Annotated in this window: 16 protein-coding genes; 4 read left to right on the top strand and 12 right to left on the bottom strand. The window is 73.8% G+C overall.

Going from position 1 to position 16,224, the window contains the following annotated elements; all coding sequences use genetic code 11:
* Position 1 precedes the first annotated feature (1 nt).
* Both A2CP1_RS15240 and A2CP1_RS23950 read left to right on the top strand, forming a co-directional pair.
* Positions 2–1,105, top strand: coding sequence for a DNA topoisomerase IV subunit A (locus A2CP1_RS15240; protein WP_012634087.1), 1,104 nt, complete (start codon positions 2–4; stop codon positions 1,103–1,105).
* 106 nt (positions 1,106–1,211) lie between these two features.
* Positions 1,212–1,343, top strand: a complete 132-nt coding sequence (locus tag A2CP1_RS23950; RefSeq protein WP_012634086.1) for a hypothetical protein — start codon at positions 1,212–1,214, stop codon at positions 1,341–1,343.
* A gap of 86 nt (positions 1,344–1,429) precedes the next feature.
* On the opposite strand, the gene A2CP1_RS15230 is transcribed toward A2CP1_RS23950, so the two are convergent.
* The gene (locus A2CP1_RS15230; RefSeq protein ID WP_012526926.1) at positions 1,430–2,245 is read right to left on the bottom strand and encodes a 3'-5' exonuclease; all 816 of its coding nucleotides are present in this window, start codon (positions 2,243–2,245) and stop codon (positions 1,430–1,432) included.
* 200 nt (positions 2,246–2,445) lie between these two features.
* Between A2CP1_RS15230 and A2CP1_RS15225 the strand changes: the two genes are divergently transcribed.
* Positions 2,446–2,901, top strand: coding sequence for a hypothetical protein (locus tag A2CP1_RS15225; protein ID WP_012634085.1), 456 nt, complete (start codon positions 2,446–2,448; stop codon positions 2,899–2,901).
* A gap of 170 nt (positions 2,902–3,071) precedes the next feature.
* Here the strand turns inward: A2CP1_RS15225 and A2CP1_RS15220 are convergent, their stop codons facing one another.
* Entirely contained in the window at positions 3,072–5,831 is a 2,760-nt protein-coding gene (locus tag A2CP1_RS15220; protein ID WP_012634084.1) for a hypothetical protein, read from the bottom strand.
* A complete protein-coding gene (locus A2CP1_RS15215; RefSeq protein ID WP_012634083.1) occupies positions 5,821–7,005 on the bottom strand; it encodes a hypothetical protein in 1,185 nt (394 codons plus the stop codon). The genes A2CP1_RS15220 and A2CP1_RS15215 overlap by 11 nt, the downstream gene beginning before the upstream one ends.
* A 224-nt stretch (positions 7,006–7,229) precedes the next feature.
* On the opposite strand from A2CP1_RS15215, the gene A2CP1_RS15210 reads away from it, so the two are divergent.
* On the top strand, positions 7,230–7,457 hold the full coding sequence (locus A2CP1_RS15210) for a DUF6132 family protein (RefSeq protein ID WP_012634082.1): 228 nt from the start codon (positions 7,230–7,232) through the stop codon (positions 7,455–7,457).
* A 35-nt stretch (positions 7,458–7,492) separates the two neighbouring features.
* Here A2CP1_RS15210 and A2CP1_RS15205 read toward each other — a convergent pair whose 3' ends face one another.
* From A2CP1_RS15205 to A2CP1_RS15165, 9 genes are all read right to left on the bottom strand, one after another.
* The gene (locus A2CP1_RS15205; RefSeq protein ID WP_012634081.1) at positions 7,493–8,644 is read right to left on the bottom strand and encodes an acyltransferase family protein; all 1,152 of its coding nucleotides are present in this window, start codon (positions 8,642–8,644) and stop codon (positions 7,493–7,495) included.
* Between the two features lie 94 nt (positions 8,645–8,738).
* Positions 8,739–9,356, bottom strand: coding sequence for a methyltransferase family protein (locus A2CP1_RS15200; RefSeq protein ID WP_012634080.1), 618 nt, complete (start codon positions 9,354–9,356; stop codon positions 8,739–8,741).
* Positions 9,357–9,388: 32 nt separating this feature from the next.
* On the bottom strand, positions 9,389–10,696 hold the full coding sequence (locus tag A2CP1_RS23610; RefSeq protein ID WP_280959878.1) for a pilus assembly protein TadG-related protein: 1,308 nt from the start codon (positions 10,694–10,696) through the stop codon (positions 9,389–9,391).
* Between the two features lie 4 nt (positions 10,697–10,700).
* Positions 10,701–11,015: a hypothetical protein gene (locus tag A2CP1_RS15190; RefSeq protein WP_012634078.1), complete on the bottom strand. Its 315-nt coding sequence runs from the start codon at positions 11,013–11,015 to the stop codon at positions 10,701–10,703.
* 10 nt (positions 11,016–11,025) lie between these two features.
* A complete protein-coding gene (locus tag A2CP1_RS15185) occupies positions 11,026–11,790 on the bottom strand; it encodes a tetratricopeptide repeat protein (protein ID WP_012634077.1) in 765 nt (254 codons plus the stop codon).
* A complete protein-coding gene (locus A2CP1_RS15180; RefSeq protein ID WP_012634076.1) occupies positions 11,790–12,749 on the bottom strand; it encodes a type II secretion system F family protein in 960 nt (319 codons plus the stop codon). The genes A2CP1_RS15185 and A2CP1_RS15180 overlap by 1 nt, the downstream gene beginning before the upstream one ends.
* A gap of 8 nt (positions 12,750–12,757) precedes the next feature.
* Positions 12,758–13,723: a type II secretion system F family protein gene (locus A2CP1_RS15175; RefSeq protein ID WP_012634075.1), complete on the bottom strand. Its 966-nt coding sequence runs from the start codon at positions 13,721–13,723 to the stop codon at positions 12,758–12,760.
* A gap of 2 nt (positions 13,724–13,725) precedes the next feature.
* The gene (locus A2CP1_RS15170; protein WP_012634074.1) at positions 13,726–15,063 is read right to left on the bottom strand and encodes a TadA family conjugal transfer-associated ATPase; all 1,338 of its coding nucleotides are present in this window, start codon (positions 15,061–15,063) and stop codon (positions 13,726–13,728) included.
* Positions 15,050–16,219, bottom strand: coding sequence for a CpaE/TadZ family protein (locus A2CP1_RS15165; protein WP_012634073.1), 1,170 nt, complete (start codon positions 16,217–16,219; stop codon positions 15,050–15,052). Before A2CP1_RS15165 ends, A2CP1_RS15170 begins: the two co-directional genes overlap by 14 nt.
* Positions 16,220–16,224: the final 5 nt, after the last annotated feature.

Genomic DNA, 16,224 nt, shown 5'->3' with positions numbered 1-16,224 from the left:
CATGGCCAGGCTCGACGCCACCGACAAGAAGACCGTCCAGAAGATCGAGAAGCTCGCCGAGACGGTGCTGCGCTCGGTGAAGGGCGGCAAGAACCCGTTCCTCGAGATCCCGGTCCGCTCGCTCGCGAACGTGCAGTTCAACCCGCGCAAGCGGCTCATCGAGCTGAAGGACCAGAAGCAGCGGCGCTACTTCTTCAACGTCTCCATGGCGAAGAAGTTCATGCAGACGTTCCTGGTCTCGGACGCGTGCAAGGAGCTCATCGACGCCGGCAAGACGACGAGCATCCGCGACCTGTACTACATGACGAAGCACGCGCTCGGCGAGACGCGGCAGAACACGTTCGAGGAGCAGGAGGAGTCCGACCCGATCATCGAGGACCTGGAGGTCGCGATCGACGCGCTCCGCGAGGAGCTGCACCTGTTCGCGAGCGGCCGCGGCTCGATGGTGGGCCCGCTCTCCATCCGCGACGCGGGCGACGCCATCGACCTGCGCCGCATGGGCTCGGGCGGCTGGTCGGTGCCGTCCATCGTGGAGGAGCACGTCGTCCAGTTCGGCAAGAGCGAGGCGAAGTACGTCCTGCTCATCGAGAAGGACGCCGTCTGGAAGCGCTTCAACGAGGACAAGTTCTGGGCGCGCGAGAAGTGCATCATCGTCACCGGCCTGGGCCAGCCGCCGCGCGGCGTGCGCCGCATCGTGCAGCGGCTCCACTCCGAGCTCGGACTGCCGGTGTACGTGCTCGTGGACAACGACCCCTGGGGCTTCTACATCTACTCGGTGCTGAAGCAGGGCTCGATCAACCTGGCCTACGAGTCGATGCGCATGGCGGTGCCGAAGGCGCGCTTCATCGGGCTGTCCTCCTTCGACAAGGCCAAGTTCAAGCTGCCCGGCAACGTGTCGATCCGCATGAACGACCAGGACGATGCGCGCGCGAAGCAGATGCTCGCCTACCCCTGGTTCAAGGATCCGAAGTGGCAGCGCGAGATCCAGGAGATGGTCCGCTCCGGCGAGAAGTACGAGCTCGAGGCGCTGTCGCGCCGCGGGATCAGCTTCGTCACCGAGGAGTACCTGCCGAGGAAGCTGCGCGATCGCGACTGGCTGGAGTAGCGCCGGCGCCGCCCTCCCGGCCCGGGGCCGGCGGGCGGGCTTGACCGAACACCCCCGGAGCGGCGAGACTCCGCCGCCTTTCACGACGGACACCAAGGAGAATCACATGCCCGCCAAGCTCGGGAACCGCTCGAAGCGGAAGATCTCGAACCGCTCGAAGACCAAGCGCGCCCAGGCGACGCGCAAGCGCGTGCTCAGCGTCAAGCGCAAGCGCCGCGCGAAGCGGTCGCCGCGGTAGCCCCGCGCGGCGCCCCTCCATCCTGCGAGGCCTTCGACGGCCCGGCTGCGCGAGCGGCCGGGCCGCGCCGTTCCGGGGCCGACGCGCTACAGCGCCTGCGCCCGCAGCGCCGGCTCGCGGCCCTCGAAGAACGGCGCGCAGCGATCGAGGAAGCCGTCCAGCGCGGTCCGCTCGCCGGGGCGGAGCCGCCGCGCGAACAGCCGCGGCAGCGCCTCGCGCGCGAGCGCCGCGCTCTCCGCGTAGCCGTCCGGCGTGAGCGATCCCTCGACCAGCCGGACGCGCAGGAACAGCAGGAACGTCTGCACCACGTCGGTCATGCAGTAGCCGGCGATCCGGTCGAGGGCGCCCTCGGCGTACAGCGCCTGCACGTCGGCGCCGGCCACGTCCTCCTTGCCCGGCAGCCCCACCAGCTTCGCGTACAGGTCGAGCGGGGCCGCGGTGGCCTGGCCCGCCAGCAGCTCCTTCACGTCGAGGTGCTCGGTCCCGCCGGTGCCGCGGGCGGCCCCGAACCAGGCCGGGGTGGGGATGGCGTGCTTCAGCGAGCGCAGCTCCAGCACCGGGAGGTCGAACCCCTTGCCGTGGAAGGTCACGAGCGACGCCCCTTCCAGCCGCTGCCACATGGTCTCGAGAAACGCGGCCTCGGGCCCGCGCCGGTCGGTCCAGGCGACCGCGTCGGTGACCCGGACGATGCCGCCGTCCTCCTCCGCCTCGAGCAGGCACGCCGCCACCGGCCGGTGGTACGGCAGGGGGAGGAAGTCGCTGCGACCGCCCGTTCGCGCCCGGCGCTCCGCGAGGACGCGGCGGAGCTGCTCCGGGTAGGGGCGGGAGGGCTCCCCGTCCACGGCCGAGACCAGCGCCTCGTCGGGCACGGTCTCGAGGTCCAGGGTCACGAAGCGCCGCACGGGACGACTGTCGCAGCCGGGTCTGACAGCGCGCGCGTGTCACCCTGGACGTACCAGGGCGGGAGAGGGGCCCCCTCGGCGGCGGCCCCTCCTGGATGCACCGCGTCAGGGAACTCAGGGTCTACGCTCCGGATGGCGCGGAAATCCCTTTTCACACCGGCGCGGGACGGGCGGTCCGGGCCCGCGGAGGAGGTGCGGTCATGAAGGCGTCCACTGCACGGAAGGTGAACGGAGGGGCAGACGTCCGGCGCAATCCCATCGCCGCGGTCCAGGGGCGGATCGACGCGCTCGAGAGCGAGGCGCGCGGGCGGCTGCTGCGCGCGCTCGGGGCGGGCAACGACGCGCTGCACGACCTCGACCTCGCGCTGGAGCGGCTCTCGCGCGAGGACTGGTCGGCGCGCGGCGTGCGGCGCCACATGGACGTGCTCCGGGCGCGCGCCGAGAACCTGCGCGCCAGCGCGATGCGGCGCGTGGCGGACATGCCGGGCGAGGCGGTGAGCCGGCTCGCCACCGGCAGCCGCGGGCCGGTGCAGAACCTGGCGCGCGGGCTCGAGCGGATCGCGAAGCGGCTCGAGGAGCGGGCGCCGGCGATCTCGGTGGTGGTCGATCGTGAGGAGCGCGACCCGCCCGAGGTGCCGGCGGAGCACCTGGAGTAGCGGCGCTCGGAGCGCGTGAATCCATCCCCGGACCGAGCCAGGCGGTCGAGCCGCGAGCAGCGCGAGGCGCGACGACCGAGCATGCCCGTCGGCATGTGAGGGAGGAGCAACGACGCGATGCGACGCGGATCGGCCGCCGCGGCGACGGGAGGGGATGGGCTCACGTGCTCTCAGGGGGCGGTCGCGCTCACCGTCACCGTGCGCACGCTGACGGCAGGCGCCGGGCCCCCGTTCACGTCCGCGGCCGTGACGGTCGCGCCGAGCGTGTAGCTCCGCGCCTGCGACGGCGTGCAGGTCCACGTGAACGACGCGCCGCCGCCGCCTCCCGGCAGCTCCACCGGGACCGGCGGCGCCACCGACGTGCAGGTCGCGAGCCCCGCGGGCGTGGCGCTCGGCGTCACCGCGGTGATCCGCGCGCTCGCCTCGCCCGCGTTCGCGAGCACGAGCGTGAGGTCCACGGGCGTGTTCACGGGGACGCTGGGCGACGCTGGCGTGAGCGTCGCGGTGAGCCGAGGCGCCGTCTGCACCGTCACGGCGGCTCCGGTGACGGCGGGGCTCGCGTCGGCGCCGCTGCCGGAGTCCTCGGCCGTCACGGCGGCCGCGAGCGCGACGGTCCCTGCGGCCGTGCCGGTGCAGGTCCAGCCGAACGTCAGGCTCCCTCCGCCGGTGATGCGCTGCGGGGGCGCCGGCGCGGCGGCGGTGCAGGTGGCCCCGCCGGTGTCGGAGGTGCGCGACGCGCTCGTCTGGAACGCGGTGACGCTGGCGGTGCCCTGGCCGTCGTTGACGAGCAGCAGGCTCACCGGGATGGCCTGGCCCACGCTGATCTGCGAGCGGCTCGCCTGCACCGTCGCGGGCGCGAGGTGGCCTGGCGTCTGGACCGTGACCGGCGCCGGGGCGGGCTGCGCGTCGAGCGCGGGCGTGGAGGTCACCGCCGCCTCGAGGGCGTAGGCGCCGACCTCTCCGGCGGTGCAGGTCCAGGTGAACGCCTGATTCGCGCCGGCGGGGATCGGCCGAGGCAGGCTTGGGGCCGGCGCGGTGCAGCTCCCCGGCGTCGCGCCGGTCATGGAGGCCACGATCCCGGTGACCTGCGCGGTGACGGCGGACACGTTCGCGATCGTGAGCGTGACGCCGAAGGGCTGGCCGGGGCTCGCCACCAGCGGCGAGGCGGTGAACCCGGCGACCGTGGGCACGCCGCCCGCATCCACGGCCACGGTGGTGCTCGCGGTGGCTCGGATCCGGGCGCCGGTGTTCACGTCGGTGGCGTCGGCCGTGGCGCCGAGGAGGGCGGATCCCGCGTCGGTGGGCGTGCAGGACCACTGGAACGTGGCGCGGCCGCCGCCCGGGACGGTCAACGGGGTCGCCGGCGCGACCGCGCCGCACACCGCCGAGGCCGGTGCGGTCGGCGCGATCGAGGTCACCTCGGCCGCCGCGCCGCCGGGGTTCGAGACCTCGAGCGTGAACGCCGTGGGCTGGCCGGCGGTCGTCCGGGTCGGCTCGGCGGCGATGGCGGCGGTGAGCGCCGCCGGCACCTGGACCAGCACCTCGGCAGGCGAGGCGGTCGCGCCGACGACTCCACCGGACACCGCGTCCGTGCCGCTCGCGGCGCCGCCCAGGATCAGCGGGCCGGCGGCGCTCGCGCTGCACGTCCAGGTGAAGGTGGCGGACGCACCCGCCGCGAGGCGTCCCGGGCCCGGCGCCGGCGCGGTGCAGGTCGACGTGGCGGCCGGGTCTCGCGTGGCCACGACCGAGGTGACGTCGGCGGCGGCGGTGCCGCCGTTGAAGAGCGTGAACGTGACGTGCACCGGCTGGGCGACGTTCGCGATGGTGCGGTCCACCGAGAGCGTCGCGGTCAGCGCGGCCGGCCGCAGCACGTGCAGGCTGGCGCTGGGGGGCGACGCCTGCAGCGCCGCGCCGCTGTTCGCGTCCGTCCCGGCGACGCTCGCGCCGAGCGCCACGTCCACGGCCGCGAGCGGCGTGCAGGTCCAGGTGAAGGTGCGGGCGCCCAGCCCGGCGACGAGCTGCGGCGGCGAGGGCGTGGGCGCACCGCACGCGACCGCGGCGGCGGGCGTGGCGGTCGGCTCGACGCGCGTCACCGTGGCGCCGGCCTGCCCCGTGTCCCGGACCGTGAGCGACATCGCGAGCGACTGGCCGATGAGCGCCTCGGCCGGATTGCCGTCCACCGCGAGCCCGACGTCGAGCGCGGCGGGGGTCTGGACCAGCACGGAGGCGGGCGACGCGGCGGTGGCGGACACGGGCTCTCCGGTCGTGGCGTCGGTGCCGCCGACGGTGGCGCTCAGGGACATCGTGCCCGGCGTGCTGGCGGTGCAGGTCCACCGGAAGGTGGCGGACGCACCGGCCGCGAGCGGTTCCGGAGCCGGCGTGACGGAGCCGCAGGTCGCGGTGGCCGTCCCGCCGTGAGCGGGGACGACGGAGGTCAGGTCGGCGGTGGCGTGGCCGCCGTTCAGCACCGTGAGCGTCACAGAGATTGCCTGGCCCACGTTGACCGTGGCGGGCTCCACGGCGATGGCGGCCGTGAGCGCGAGCGCGGCCGGATCCGCGCCGACGACCTCGAACGCGTCCTCGAGCGCGCCCTGCCGGCCGAGCGCGTTCTCCACCACCAGGCGCCTCGAGCCCGGCGCGAGGCCGGCGGGCACGGTCGCCTGCAGCGTGTGGACGTCCACCCAGGTGACCTGCTCCAGCTCCACGTCGCCGAGCCAGGCGCGGTGCCGCACGTCCACCGCCGCGCCGCCGCCGGACAGCCTGGTGGAGGGACGCGCCAGGAAGCCGTCGCCGCGGATGGTGACGCGGGTGGCCAGGGCCGAGGGCGCGGAGGCGGGCTCGACCGAGGCGGGCCGGGGCGACTCGCCGTCCGGCCCGCTCGAGCACGAGAGCGCCGCGAGCGCGGCGACGACGAGGAGCCTAGTACGCATCGAGGCGCACCCCCGCCGACAGCAGCACCGGCCAGCCCGCGCCGCGCACCGTGTCGAGCCCCGGATCGCCGAGCCAGTACCCGCGCACCTCGGCGAACGGCGCGCCGATCCGCGTGCGGAACGCGAGCTCCAGGGCGGCCGATGCCGCGGGCGTCCAGGCGGCCTCGCCGAGCTCGGGCTGGTCCGCCACCCGCGTGCGGCTCGACACGCGCGCCGCGCCGCCGCCCAGCGCCAGCGTGGCCGTCCCGCGCGCGCCGAGCCCGGCGCGCGCCGCCAGCGACACGGTGAGCGGGATCGTGGTGCGGTCCACGCGAAGGTCGAGCCCGGCGCGCGGCGCCCATGCGACGCCGTCCTCCCGGATCCCCCACCAGGCGACCGCGGCGACGACGCCGAGCTCGAGCCGGCCTGCCCCGCGCCACGCCGCCGCGTCCGCCCCGAGCGCCAGCGCCGGCCCGCCGCCGCCCAGGATGACGCCCGCCCGAGGCGACACGGTGAGCACCGCCGGGACCGCGCGCAGCGGCAGCGGGCGGGAGACCGAGGCCGGGCCCGCCGACGCGCGCAGGACGTCCTCGCCGGCCCAGGCGCTGCGCGGTGCCCGGTACTCGGCCAGCCAGCGGCCCGCGCCGAGCGGCACCGGCTCCCCGATCCCGCCGCGGGCCGCGGCGAGCCGCGGCTCGTCCGCCACCGGGTTGCCGTGCGCGTCGGTCACCGCGATCCAGATCGGATGCCGCCCGCCGTCGGCGCCGAGGCCCTCGGGGACGTCCAGCGCGATGGCGCGGGCCGGCCCGGGTCGGAGCGGGAGGGCGGCGGATGCGGCGGCGCCCGCGGCGGTCGCGACCACCACCATGGAGGTGCGCGTGCCCAGCGTGGTCGGGGCGGTGATGCGGCAGGTGTAGACGCCCTGCGAGACGCGGAGCGGGCCCTTCGCATCGCCGGCGTCCACCTCGACGGTGACCGCCGCGTCGCGGCCGCGCCCGTCGGTGCCACGCAGGCGCGCCGTGAGCAGCACCTCGTCACCTGGGCGCGCCTCCCGTGGCTCGAACGACAGCTCGAGCTCGAGCGGCGCGGCGCCAGCCTCGGCGCCCGGCTCCCGCACCGGCGCCTGCTCCTGCGCCCGCACGCCGGAGGCCGCGAGCGCGAGCGCGACGATCGGCCAGCCCGAGACGATGCGCACGCGTGCTCCCCCCAGGAGCGGCAGCAAAGCAGGGAGACCGGTGGAAGGTAAATCACCCGGGGGCAGGAGCGCGGGGCGCCGCCGCGCGGGGGCGCCGGTGTGTCCAGCGCGGGCGGTACACGGCGATGTCGACCCTGGAATCCTCCGCGTCCGCGCGGGCTCTCACCGGACGGGGCCGCGCGGTGCGGCGGCCCCGGACCCCGCAGCACCACGAGGCAGGCAACGTGAACATCCCTCCCCGGCTCCGCGCGCACTGGCGCACCCTCGCTGGCGCGGCGGTGGGCGCCGTCCTCGGCGCGGCCTACGCGCACTTCATCGGCTGCCGCACCGGCACCTGCCCGCTGACCGGCAACGTGTGGACCGCCGCGGGGTTCTTCGGCTTCACCGGCGCGATCGTCGGGCTCCCCGGGCCGCGGAAGCCGGGCGGGCAGCCGGAGCAGCCGGCCTCCTGATCCGGGAGCCGCGGCCTCCGGACCCGCACCCGGCGCTACGGCGCGGGCGGGCGCGCGGCGGCGAACGGCGCCGGGCCCAGGGCCGCCCGCAGCGCGCGACGTGCGGGCCGCTCGAGCCAGCGCGACACGCCCAGCGAGATGGCGACCGCGACCGCCGAGAACCCGAGCACGAACGCAGGCGACGCCGGCGTCCCCGGCGTGCGCAGCAGCAGCTCCGCCCAGCGCCACAGCGGGTCCTGCAGCGCGTAGAGCGCGAAGCTCGCCTCCCCGAGCGCCTGGAGCGGCCGCGCCGACAGCGCGCGCCCCAGCGCGCCGCCCGACGCAGCCACCCCCGCGAGCCCCGCGACGAGCAGCGCCCAGAGCGGCACGAGCAGCCCGTTGTGCACGAGCACGTACGGGAAGCCGCCCCAGCCCAGCGCCGCGACGGCCGCTGCGAGCGCGAGCGCCGCGGCCGGGGCGGCCAGGCGGCGCGGCAGCGCGGCGCCGCGGCGGAGCAGCAGCCCCAGCGCCACGCCGGCCAGGAACTCCCCCAGGCGCGCCACCGGGTGGAACTTCAGCGCCTCGAGCCAGCGCGGCTCGTGCCGCAGCAGCTCCGCGCCCGGGCCGTCCGGGCGCAGCGCGAGGTACGCGAGCGGGAGCGCGAGGGACGCCGCCCATGCGGCGCAGAGCGCCGCCGCGAGCCCGCGCCGCGAGAGCCGGGCGAGGCGCGCGGTCGCGAACGGGAAGAGCGCGTAGAACGTCGCGATCGCCGAGGTGGACCAGCCCGGCGCGTTCCACAGCCGCGAGATGGGAGGGAGCCACGCGTGCACCAGCAGCAGGGAGGCGCCTGCCACCACGGCCGCCTTCGCCAGCCCGCCCGCGCCGTCACCCGACCAGCGCGACAGGGCGAACGGCGCCGAGAGCGCGAACGCGAGCAGGTAGGCCGGGTAGAGCCGCGCGAGCCGCGCCGTGAGGAACGCGCGCCGCTCGGCGCGGTCCATCGGGTGCGGGTTGGCCCAGGCGAGGACGAACCCGGACAGCACGTAGAACAGGCTCACCCAGGCGTGGCCGCCGGTCTGCAGCGTGCGCACCCACGCCGGGGCGCTCGCGACCAGCGGGCCACCGTAGTGGAAGAGCAGGATCCCGAGCGCGGCCGCGAAGCGGATGCCGGTGAGCGGCGCCAGGCGGTCGTCGCGAGCGGACGGCACCCCAGCAACATGCGGGCGGGGCGAGGGGAAGGGTACGGGGCGCCCCGGGAGGCGCGGGGGAACGCGCGGGCCTTCCGAACGGGAAGGGCCGGTCTCAGTAGACGAACGGGAGCAAGCGCCAGCGGGTCGAGCGGGCGTACGCCTGGTAGTCAGGATCGCGGAGCAGGAGGATCTCCTCCTGGCGGATGCGCACGAGCTGGGCCGCGACCGCCACGACCCAGACCGCAGCGTTCACGACCGACCAATTGCTCACGACGTAGCCGGCGTTCGCGATCGCATAGGCGGCGTACAGCGGGTGACGCACGACGCGGTACGCGCCCGCGCTGCGGATACCGCGGTTCGCGGGGAGCAGCCCGATGCTCCGGTTGAGCGAGGCGAGGCCATAGAACGCGAACGCCATGGCGGAGAGCTGCACCGCCTGCGCGAGTGGCACGTCGTGAGCGCCGGGTACCGGCCGGAACAGCAGGGGGCCGAAGGTGCCGGCGAGCATGGCGGCCCAGGACACCGGATCGCGAGAGACGGCAAGCGCCGACCGTCGCGCCAGGAACATTGCGGCCCATGCCGCTTCGAACGCGACGATGGCGAGAAGGCTCACGCGCGGGGCGGCGAGGAACGCGCGGGTGTGTAGAAACGCGAATGTGGCGTACAGGGTTGTCAGACCGAGATTCGCGCCAGCTTCGAGGAGCCCCGGGATCGAAACGGCCTGTCGCAAGTGTCCTCCCTATGGTGCGTCGCCCGCCCCCATCAGCGCACCAGCACCGGCTGCAGCGGGGAAGTCCCGAACCAGCCGCAACCAACGTTCGCGACCTCGTCGTCGCGCTGTTCGCACAGGAACTGGAAGGCCATGCACATGTCGGCCGAGTAGCTCGCGTCCGCCATCTTCGCGTCGCAGAGCGCCGACACGCTCGAGGACGGCGAGTCTTTGTCGCACCGCGCGCTCACCAGCTGGATGGTCGCGAAGCCGACCACGATCGCGGTGCCGTTGTACTGCGCGTTCTCGGGGCAGGAGTCCTCGTCCTCGCCCGGGTAGACGACCACGGGGACCTGCGCGATCACCGGGGTCGCGTCGATCTGGCCGTCGCAGTCCCGGTCGATCTTCGAGCGGAGGGCCTCGCAGATGGTCGCGTTCTTCGTCTGTTCCCATCCATTCGCGGTCGGGTCCGCCGGCTTCTTGTACGTGCAGCCGGCGGTGCAGTTCGAGGTCCAGTTGTTCCCGTTGCTGGTCGAGATCGGCACGCCTGTGCTGAGGTTCGCCGAGCAGCCGGGAGGTCTCGTCACGACGTCGCATACGGCCGGGCTGTTCGTGGGAGGTGGCGGGCTGGTGGCCGTTCCCTGATCGAGGCCGGTGAGACCAGCGGAGTCGCGGGGCGCCGGGTTCAGCCCGACGAAGTACGTCGCAGGCGGATTGCAGCGGAGCCCGCCGGCCTGGCGGAGGCACCCTGCCCGGAGGACGATGGGCAGGGTGGGGCAACCCTGGTCGCACGGTCCGCCGGACACCGCGACGGCCGCCGCCCGCACGGTGGACCGCCCATCCGCATCGTTCGGCGCGATGATGCCGCCCGCGAACAGCTCGACCCCGCCGCCGCCGGCACTGCCGGCCGCGCCGGTGCGCGCGGTCACCACCCGGACCGCGTTGACGCGCAGCCCTGACGCGAACGCCGCGTCGTCCACGAAGCAGAATCGGTGCCCGTCGGGGCTTGCATCACCACGCTGGTCGCAGGAGGGCGCCTCGCTGGGCGTGGCCCACTGCCCGAGCTCCACGCTTTCGGCCACGACGCCGGTGCCGCTGTCTGTGAAGTGCTCGGCCGCATAGCTCGCAGCGACGGCGCGGGCTGCGCCGAACTTCGCAGTCCTGCCGTCGAGCTCGATGGCCCCTGCCAGCGCACCGGCGTCCGAGGCGTTCTGGAGCTCGCCTCGGACCGAGAACAGGTGACCCACGTTGAGCGCGAGCGCGAGGAAGGCGCACAGCATGACCAGACAGATCGCGACCAGGACGGCGGTCGCGCCTCGATCCCCACGCGCGCCCGCCCCACGACGTGAACGAGCACTCACGGCGCTACTCCTTCGGGACGGACGGGGGCGGTGTGTACCGCCGCTCCTGGGTCGCGGGGGACATCAGGATGATCGGCTCGCGGGTACGCTCGCCGCCCTCCTTGGGCGCGAGCCCGCTGCGGTAACTCTCGGAGATGATCGCCGCTTCCTGGGCATCGAGCCCGATCGCGGCCTCGGCCGGCGCCCTGTCGCGCCGCTCGCGCTGCGCGTCGAACGCGGCATCGTACGAGAGCCCGTGACCGCGGGTCAGGTGCTGCTTGCGCCATCCACAGCCCGCGACGGTGAGCACGACGAACGCTACGGCAATGATCCGGTTCATGCTGTCTCCTTCAGACGCCGCCGGGCGTGGCGAGGTCGGACGGCAGGTCGCGCTGCAGCTCCTTCGCGAGTCGGGCGAGGTTCTCGCGCGCGGCGGGTGCCCCAGGGTCCGCGCGGACCGACTCGACGTACGCGTCGAAGGCCTGGGCGCGCGCGCCGCGCCGCTCGTACGCCCAGCCCATGTTGTTCTTGGCCTGGGCCGGCGAACCACCGCGCTCGAACTGCTCGGCGGCGCGGGAGAGGTCGCCGGACGCTGCGTAGGCAAACCCAAGGTTGTTGCGGATGCGCGCGTCGGCCGGTGCGGCGCGGAGCGCCTCGTGCAACACCGGGATCGCCTCGCGCGCACGGCCGTGCGCGAACAGCGAGAACCCGACGTTGTTCAGGTAGCCAGCGTTCCGTGGCTCGAGCTCGGCGGCCTGGCGGTGGTGCTCTTGCGCCTCCGCGCTCCGCCCCTGCGTGTCGTAGAGGATGGCGAGGGCGGAGTGCGCCGCCGCGAGCTTCCGCTCGAGCCGCAGCGCCTCGCGAAGGTCGGCCTCCGCCTCGGCCTGGAGCCCCTGCTCTCGGTACACGATGCCGCGCAGCAGGTATCCCTCCGGCCGGCCGGGCGCGCCCCGACACAGTCCGTCCGCCGCCGCGAAGGCCGCCGGCCAGTCCTTACGGGCCACGAGCTCGCTGGCGAGCGCGCGTTGTGCGCCCAGCACGTCGGGCTTGCGCGCCGTGGCGCAGCCGATCGTACTCGCGAGCAGCATCATCCCGAGCATCGCGACGGGCCGCATCACTTCCCCCCGAGCGCGGGCATCAGCGCCCGCATGATCCCGATGATCGCCGGCCCCATGATCACGGCCAGCAGGCTTGGCAGGATGCAGAGGATGAGCGGGAGCGTCATCTTCACGCTCACGTACGCCGCCTTCTCCTCCGCCCGGTGCATGCGGCGGACCCGCATTCCGTCCGACTGCACCCGCAGCGCGAGCGCGACGCTGGTCCCGAAGATCTCGGTCTGGGCGAGCGTCGCCGAGAGCGACTTCAGGTCCTTCACACCGGTTCGCGTCGCGAGCCTGCGGAACGCCTCGATGCGCGGGATCCCGGCCTTCACTTCGAGAAAGGTCGTCCGCAGCTCGGTCGCGAGCTGCGGCCAGGCGCGGTGAATCTCCTCCGAGACCCGCTGCACGGAGGCGTCCAGGCCAAGGCCGGCCTCGACGCAGGTGACGAGGAGATCGAGCGCGTCGGGCAGGCCCCGCTCGAGCGTGAGCTGGCGCGAGGAGATCCGCGACGTGAGGAGGAGATCCGGCAGGTAGAACCCCGCCGCGAACGCGAGCACCGCTACGACGAACGCGGGCTCGATGCGTTCAGCCCGGTGCGCGTTGACGAACAGGAACGTCAGCAGCAATCCCACCGCGAGCGTGAGCTTGAGCGCGAGATGGACGGAGACCGCGTGTGGTCCACGGAAGCCGCCCTGCTCCAGCCGGAGCTGCAGCCGCGCGGCCTCGTCGCCCATCGGCCGGGCGAATCGGGTCAGCACATCCAGGGCCCGCCCCAGGGCCGACCGGGTCGCCGCCGGCGTCTCGACGATGGGCTCGATCGTGCTCGCGAACGGGTCCACCGTCGCGGGATCCGCCAGGCGATCGGCGACGAGCGCGCCGCTCCGCCGGGCGATCGCCACCCACGCGGCGGCCAGCCCGACCAGCCCCACCAGGCCGAGCAGCGCGATTCCGAAGGCGAGCGGGTCGAAGCGCACGGCGTCTCCTACAGGTCCACCTTCGTGAGCGAGTACAGCCATGCCACGCCGACCAGCCAGCTCAGGGCGGCGAAGAGCATGATCATGTGGCCGAGGGGATCGCTGACGAGGCGGCCCATGTACGCAGGGTTCATGATGCGAAGCACCAGCGCCATCAGGATCGGCAGCATCCCGAGGATGGCCCCGGAAGCGCGACCCTCTGCGGTGAGCGCGCTGAGCTTGCTGTAGAAGCGGTAGCGCGCGCGGATCGTCTCTGCGATGCTGCCCAGGATCTCGGCGAGATTGCCGCCGGTCTCCTTCTGGATGAGCGCCGAGACCGCGAAGATGCGGAGGTCCCGGTTGCCCGGGGCGCGCTCGGTCATCTGCACGATCGCCTGCTCCACCGGGAGCCCGAGGCGCTGCGACTCGAACGCACGGGCGAACTCGACCGCCACGGGCTCGGGCATCTCGGTGGCCACCACTTCGAAGGCGGAGGTGAACGCGTGCCCCGCGCGCAGCGAGCGGGCCATCATGTCGAGCGCCTCCGGGAGCTGCTCGCTGAGGCGGTTGCTCCTGCGGTCGCGGGCGACGACGAGCAGCAGGGTGGGAAGGGCGAGGCCGGCCGCGGACAGCAGGCCCCCGAGCCCGAGGCCCATTCGCAGCCACCCCGCGAGGACTGCGCCAGCCGCGGCGAGCATCGCCGACCAGGCGCTGACCTGCGCCACGCTGAATTGCGAGTCGGCCTGCTCGATCAGCTGCTCCAGCCGGGCTGTGAAGGGGAGGCGCTTCAGGAACGCTGCCACGGCCGGGTTGCGCGCCACGCGGCCGGCACGCAGGAGCGTGCCCTCGGCAGCGGCGACGGGGTCCGCGATCGCGCGGAGGCGGCGCCTCAGCTCCTCCTTCTTCTTCTCCACCGTGAAGCGGTAGAGCTGCCGCGCGCCCTCGAGGAGGGCGACGAAGGCGACGGCGCTGAGGAAGGCGAGCATCTCGCGCATGGTCAGTCCTGCAGGAAGGGATCGAGGATGTGGGCGACGTCGATCCCGGACACCTGGATGCGGTTCATCACCTTCGGCCGGATCCCGGTCGCGACGAGCTGGCCGACGATCTTGCCGCGCTCGTCCACGCCCTTCTGGTCGAACCGGAAGATCTCCTGCATCGTGATGGTGGGCCCCTCGGTCCCCGTGATCTCGCCCACGCTGACGAGCCGGCGGTGCCCGTCCGCGCCGCGGTTGAGCTGGACGATGATGTTGATGGCCCGCGAGATCATCTGCCGGCTGGCCGCCTCGGGGAGCTGGATCCCGCCCATCGCGATCATCGCCTCGAGACGCGTGAGCGCGTCCCGCGGAGAGTTCGCGTGGATCGTGGTCATCGAGCCGTCGTGGCCGGTGTTCATGGCTTGGAGCATGTCGAGGACCTCCGAGCTCCGGACCTCGCCGACGATGATCCGGTCCGGCCGCATTCGGAGCGAGTTCCGCACCAGGTCGCGCGCGATGATCTCGCCCTTGCCCTCGATGTTGGGCGGCCGGGTCTCCAGCCGGACCACGTGCGGCTGCTGGAGCTGCAGCTCGGCCGAATCCTCGATCGTGACGATGCGCTCGGAGGGCGGGATGAACGCGGACAGCGCGTTCAGCATGGTCGTCTTGCCGCTGCCGGTGCCCCCGCTGACGAGGACGTTCAGCCTGGCGGTGACGCACGCGGCGAGGAAGGAGACGGCCTCACGCGTGACGGAGCCGATCGTGAGCAGGTCGCGGACGCGAAGCGGCGAGCGCCCGAACCGGCGGATCGAGAGGATGGCGCCGTCGATGGCGAGGGGCGGGATGATCGCGTTGACGCGCGAGCCGTCCGGCAGGCGTGCGTCGACCATCGGTGACGTCTCGTCCACGCGCCGCCCGACGCGCGAGACGATCCGGTTGATCACCTGCATGAGGTGGTCGTTGGAGTCGAAGCGCACGCGCGTCAGCTCGAGCTTGCCGTTCCGCTCGACGTAGACCGTCTCGGCCGTGTTCACCAGGATGTCGGAGATGGAGCCATCCGCGAGCAGCGGCTCGAGCGGACCGAGCCCCGTCACCTCGTCAAGGATCTCCTGGACCAGCCGGTCACGCTCTGCCTGGTTGAGCGGTACCCCGGCGCCGCTCACCATCCCGGCCACGATGCCGCGCAGCTCGTCCTGGAGTCGCTCTGCGGGAAGGCGCTCGAGCGCCTTCAGGTCGAGCCGGTCCACCAGGCGGCGGTGGAGGTCGCCCTTCATGTCCCGGAAGGCCTCGCTCGCCACCGCGGGCTCGTTCTGCGGGGGGTCCGCCACCGGTCCCTGCCGCAGCCGGTCACTCAGTCGCATCGCTCGTCCTCAGGGTCAGGAGCTTCTTGAACAGCGAACGCCGTTCGCGCGGCTCCGCCGCCGGCTCGGCGCGCACGTGGCCGACCACCTTCAGGAGGTCGTCGATGTCCCGCGCGACGGCGCTCCGGCCGGCCTCGTCGCGCACCAGCACGCCCTTGTTGACGGCCCGGATCACCGCCGGGTAGTCGTTCGCGATGGTGGCCGCCACCGGGAGGCCCACCGTCTCGGCGATGACGTCCACGCCGATGTCGTTCGCCTTCCCGTACCGGTTGACGACGAGCTTGAGCTTCGCCTCGCTGCCGAGGCGCTTGAACAGCGCGACGCAGCGTCGCGCGTCCCGGACGGCCGGGACCTCCTGCTCGACCAGCAGCACGATCCGATCGCTCGCGTCCACCGCCGCGACCGAGACGTCGTCGAAGCTGCGCAGGCCATCGAGGACTATCGCCCCGAAGTGCAGCCGCAGGAACTGGAGCAACTGCGCGACCGACTCGGCGTCCACCCGATCAGAGTCCTCGATCCGATGGCTCTGCGCGAGGACCTGCACCCCGGAGGCGTGGCGGAGCAGCGTCGCGTCGAGCAGCCCGCGGTCGAGCCGGCCCATGTTCCCGATGACGTCGGCGATCGAGTACCCGCCCGCGAGGTCCAGGAACGCGAGCACGTCGCCCATGTTCAGGTTCAGGTCCACGAGGCAGGTCCGCTCACCGCTCGCCTGCAGCGCGCCGGCCAGGTTCGTCGCCACGGTCGTCGCGCCCACGCCCCCTTTGGCAGGGAACACGGCGTAGACCGTGCCGACGCCCGCCGTTCTCGAGGGCCGCGCCTGCGTCCTCAAGACCTGCTTCAGCGTCTCGTCGTCGCCCGCGAGCACGAACTCCTTCGCTCCCTCCCGCATGGCGCGGAGGATCAGGTCCGCGTCCTTGCGTGGACCGATGACCGTGACCCGGATGCCGGCGGCGTCCAGGAGGCGGACCAGCCGGAAGGAGGCCTCGGCGTCGTCCGAGAGCGCGACGGCGGCTGCGTCTGCGAGGCCACGAAGCTGCTCCGGAGCGTGCCGGCCGCCCGCCGGCAGCGCCACGAAGCCGGTCGCCGGCATGGCGGCCCGGAGCTTCAGCTCGGTCGCGGTCGCGACCCCAACCAGCAGGATGGAACCGGTCGCCATGTGAT

It is taken from the genome of Anaeromyxobacter dehalogenans 2CP-1, from assembly GCF_000022145.1.
Lineage (GTDB): Bacteria > Myxococcota > Myxococcia > Myxococcales > Anaeromyxobacteraceae > Anaeromyxobacter > Anaeromyxobacter dehalogenans.
Note: the sequence above shows the minus strand (reverse complement) of the source record. Positions and strands in the feature narration are given on the sequence as shown.

Coding starts and splice junctions, on each gene's coding strand:
- A2CP1_RS15175 (WP_012634075.1), bottom strand. CDS start 13,723: ATGCGCGAGATGCTCGCCTTCCTCAGCGCCGTCGCCTTCGTCGCCCTC.
- A2CP1_RS15190 (WP_012634078.1), bottom strand. CDS start 11,015: ATGAACCGGATCATTGCCGTAGCGTTCGTCGTGCTCACCGTCGCGGGC.
- A2CP1_RS15170 (WP_012634074.1), bottom strand. CDS start 15,063: ATGCGACTGAGTGACCGGCTGCGGCAGGGACCGGTGGCGGACCCCCCG.
- A2CP1_RS15165 (WP_012634073.1), bottom strand. CDS start 16,219: ATGGCGACCGGTTCCATCCTGCTGGTTGGGGTCGCGACCGCGACCGAG.
- A2CP1_RS15185 (WP_012634077.1), bottom strand. CDS start 11,790: ATGCGGCCCGTCGCGATGCTCGGGATGATGCTGCTCGCGAGTACGATC.
- A2CP1_RS15240 (WP_012634087.1), top strand. CDS start 2: ATGGCCAGGCTCGACGCCACCGACAAGAAGACCGTCCAGAAGATCGAG.
- A2CP1_RS15220 (WP_012634084.1), bottom strand. CDS start 5,831: ATGCGTACTAGGCTCCTCGTCGTCGCCGCGCTCGCGGCGCTCTCGTGC.
- A2CP1_RS23950 (WP_012634086.1), top strand. CDS start 1,212: ATGCCCGCCAAGCTCGGGAACCGCTCGAAGCGGAAGATCTCGAACCGC.
- A2CP1_RS15225 (WP_012634085.1), top strand. CDS start 2,446: ATGAAGGCGTCCACTGCACGGAAGGTGAACGGAGGGGCAGACGTCCGG.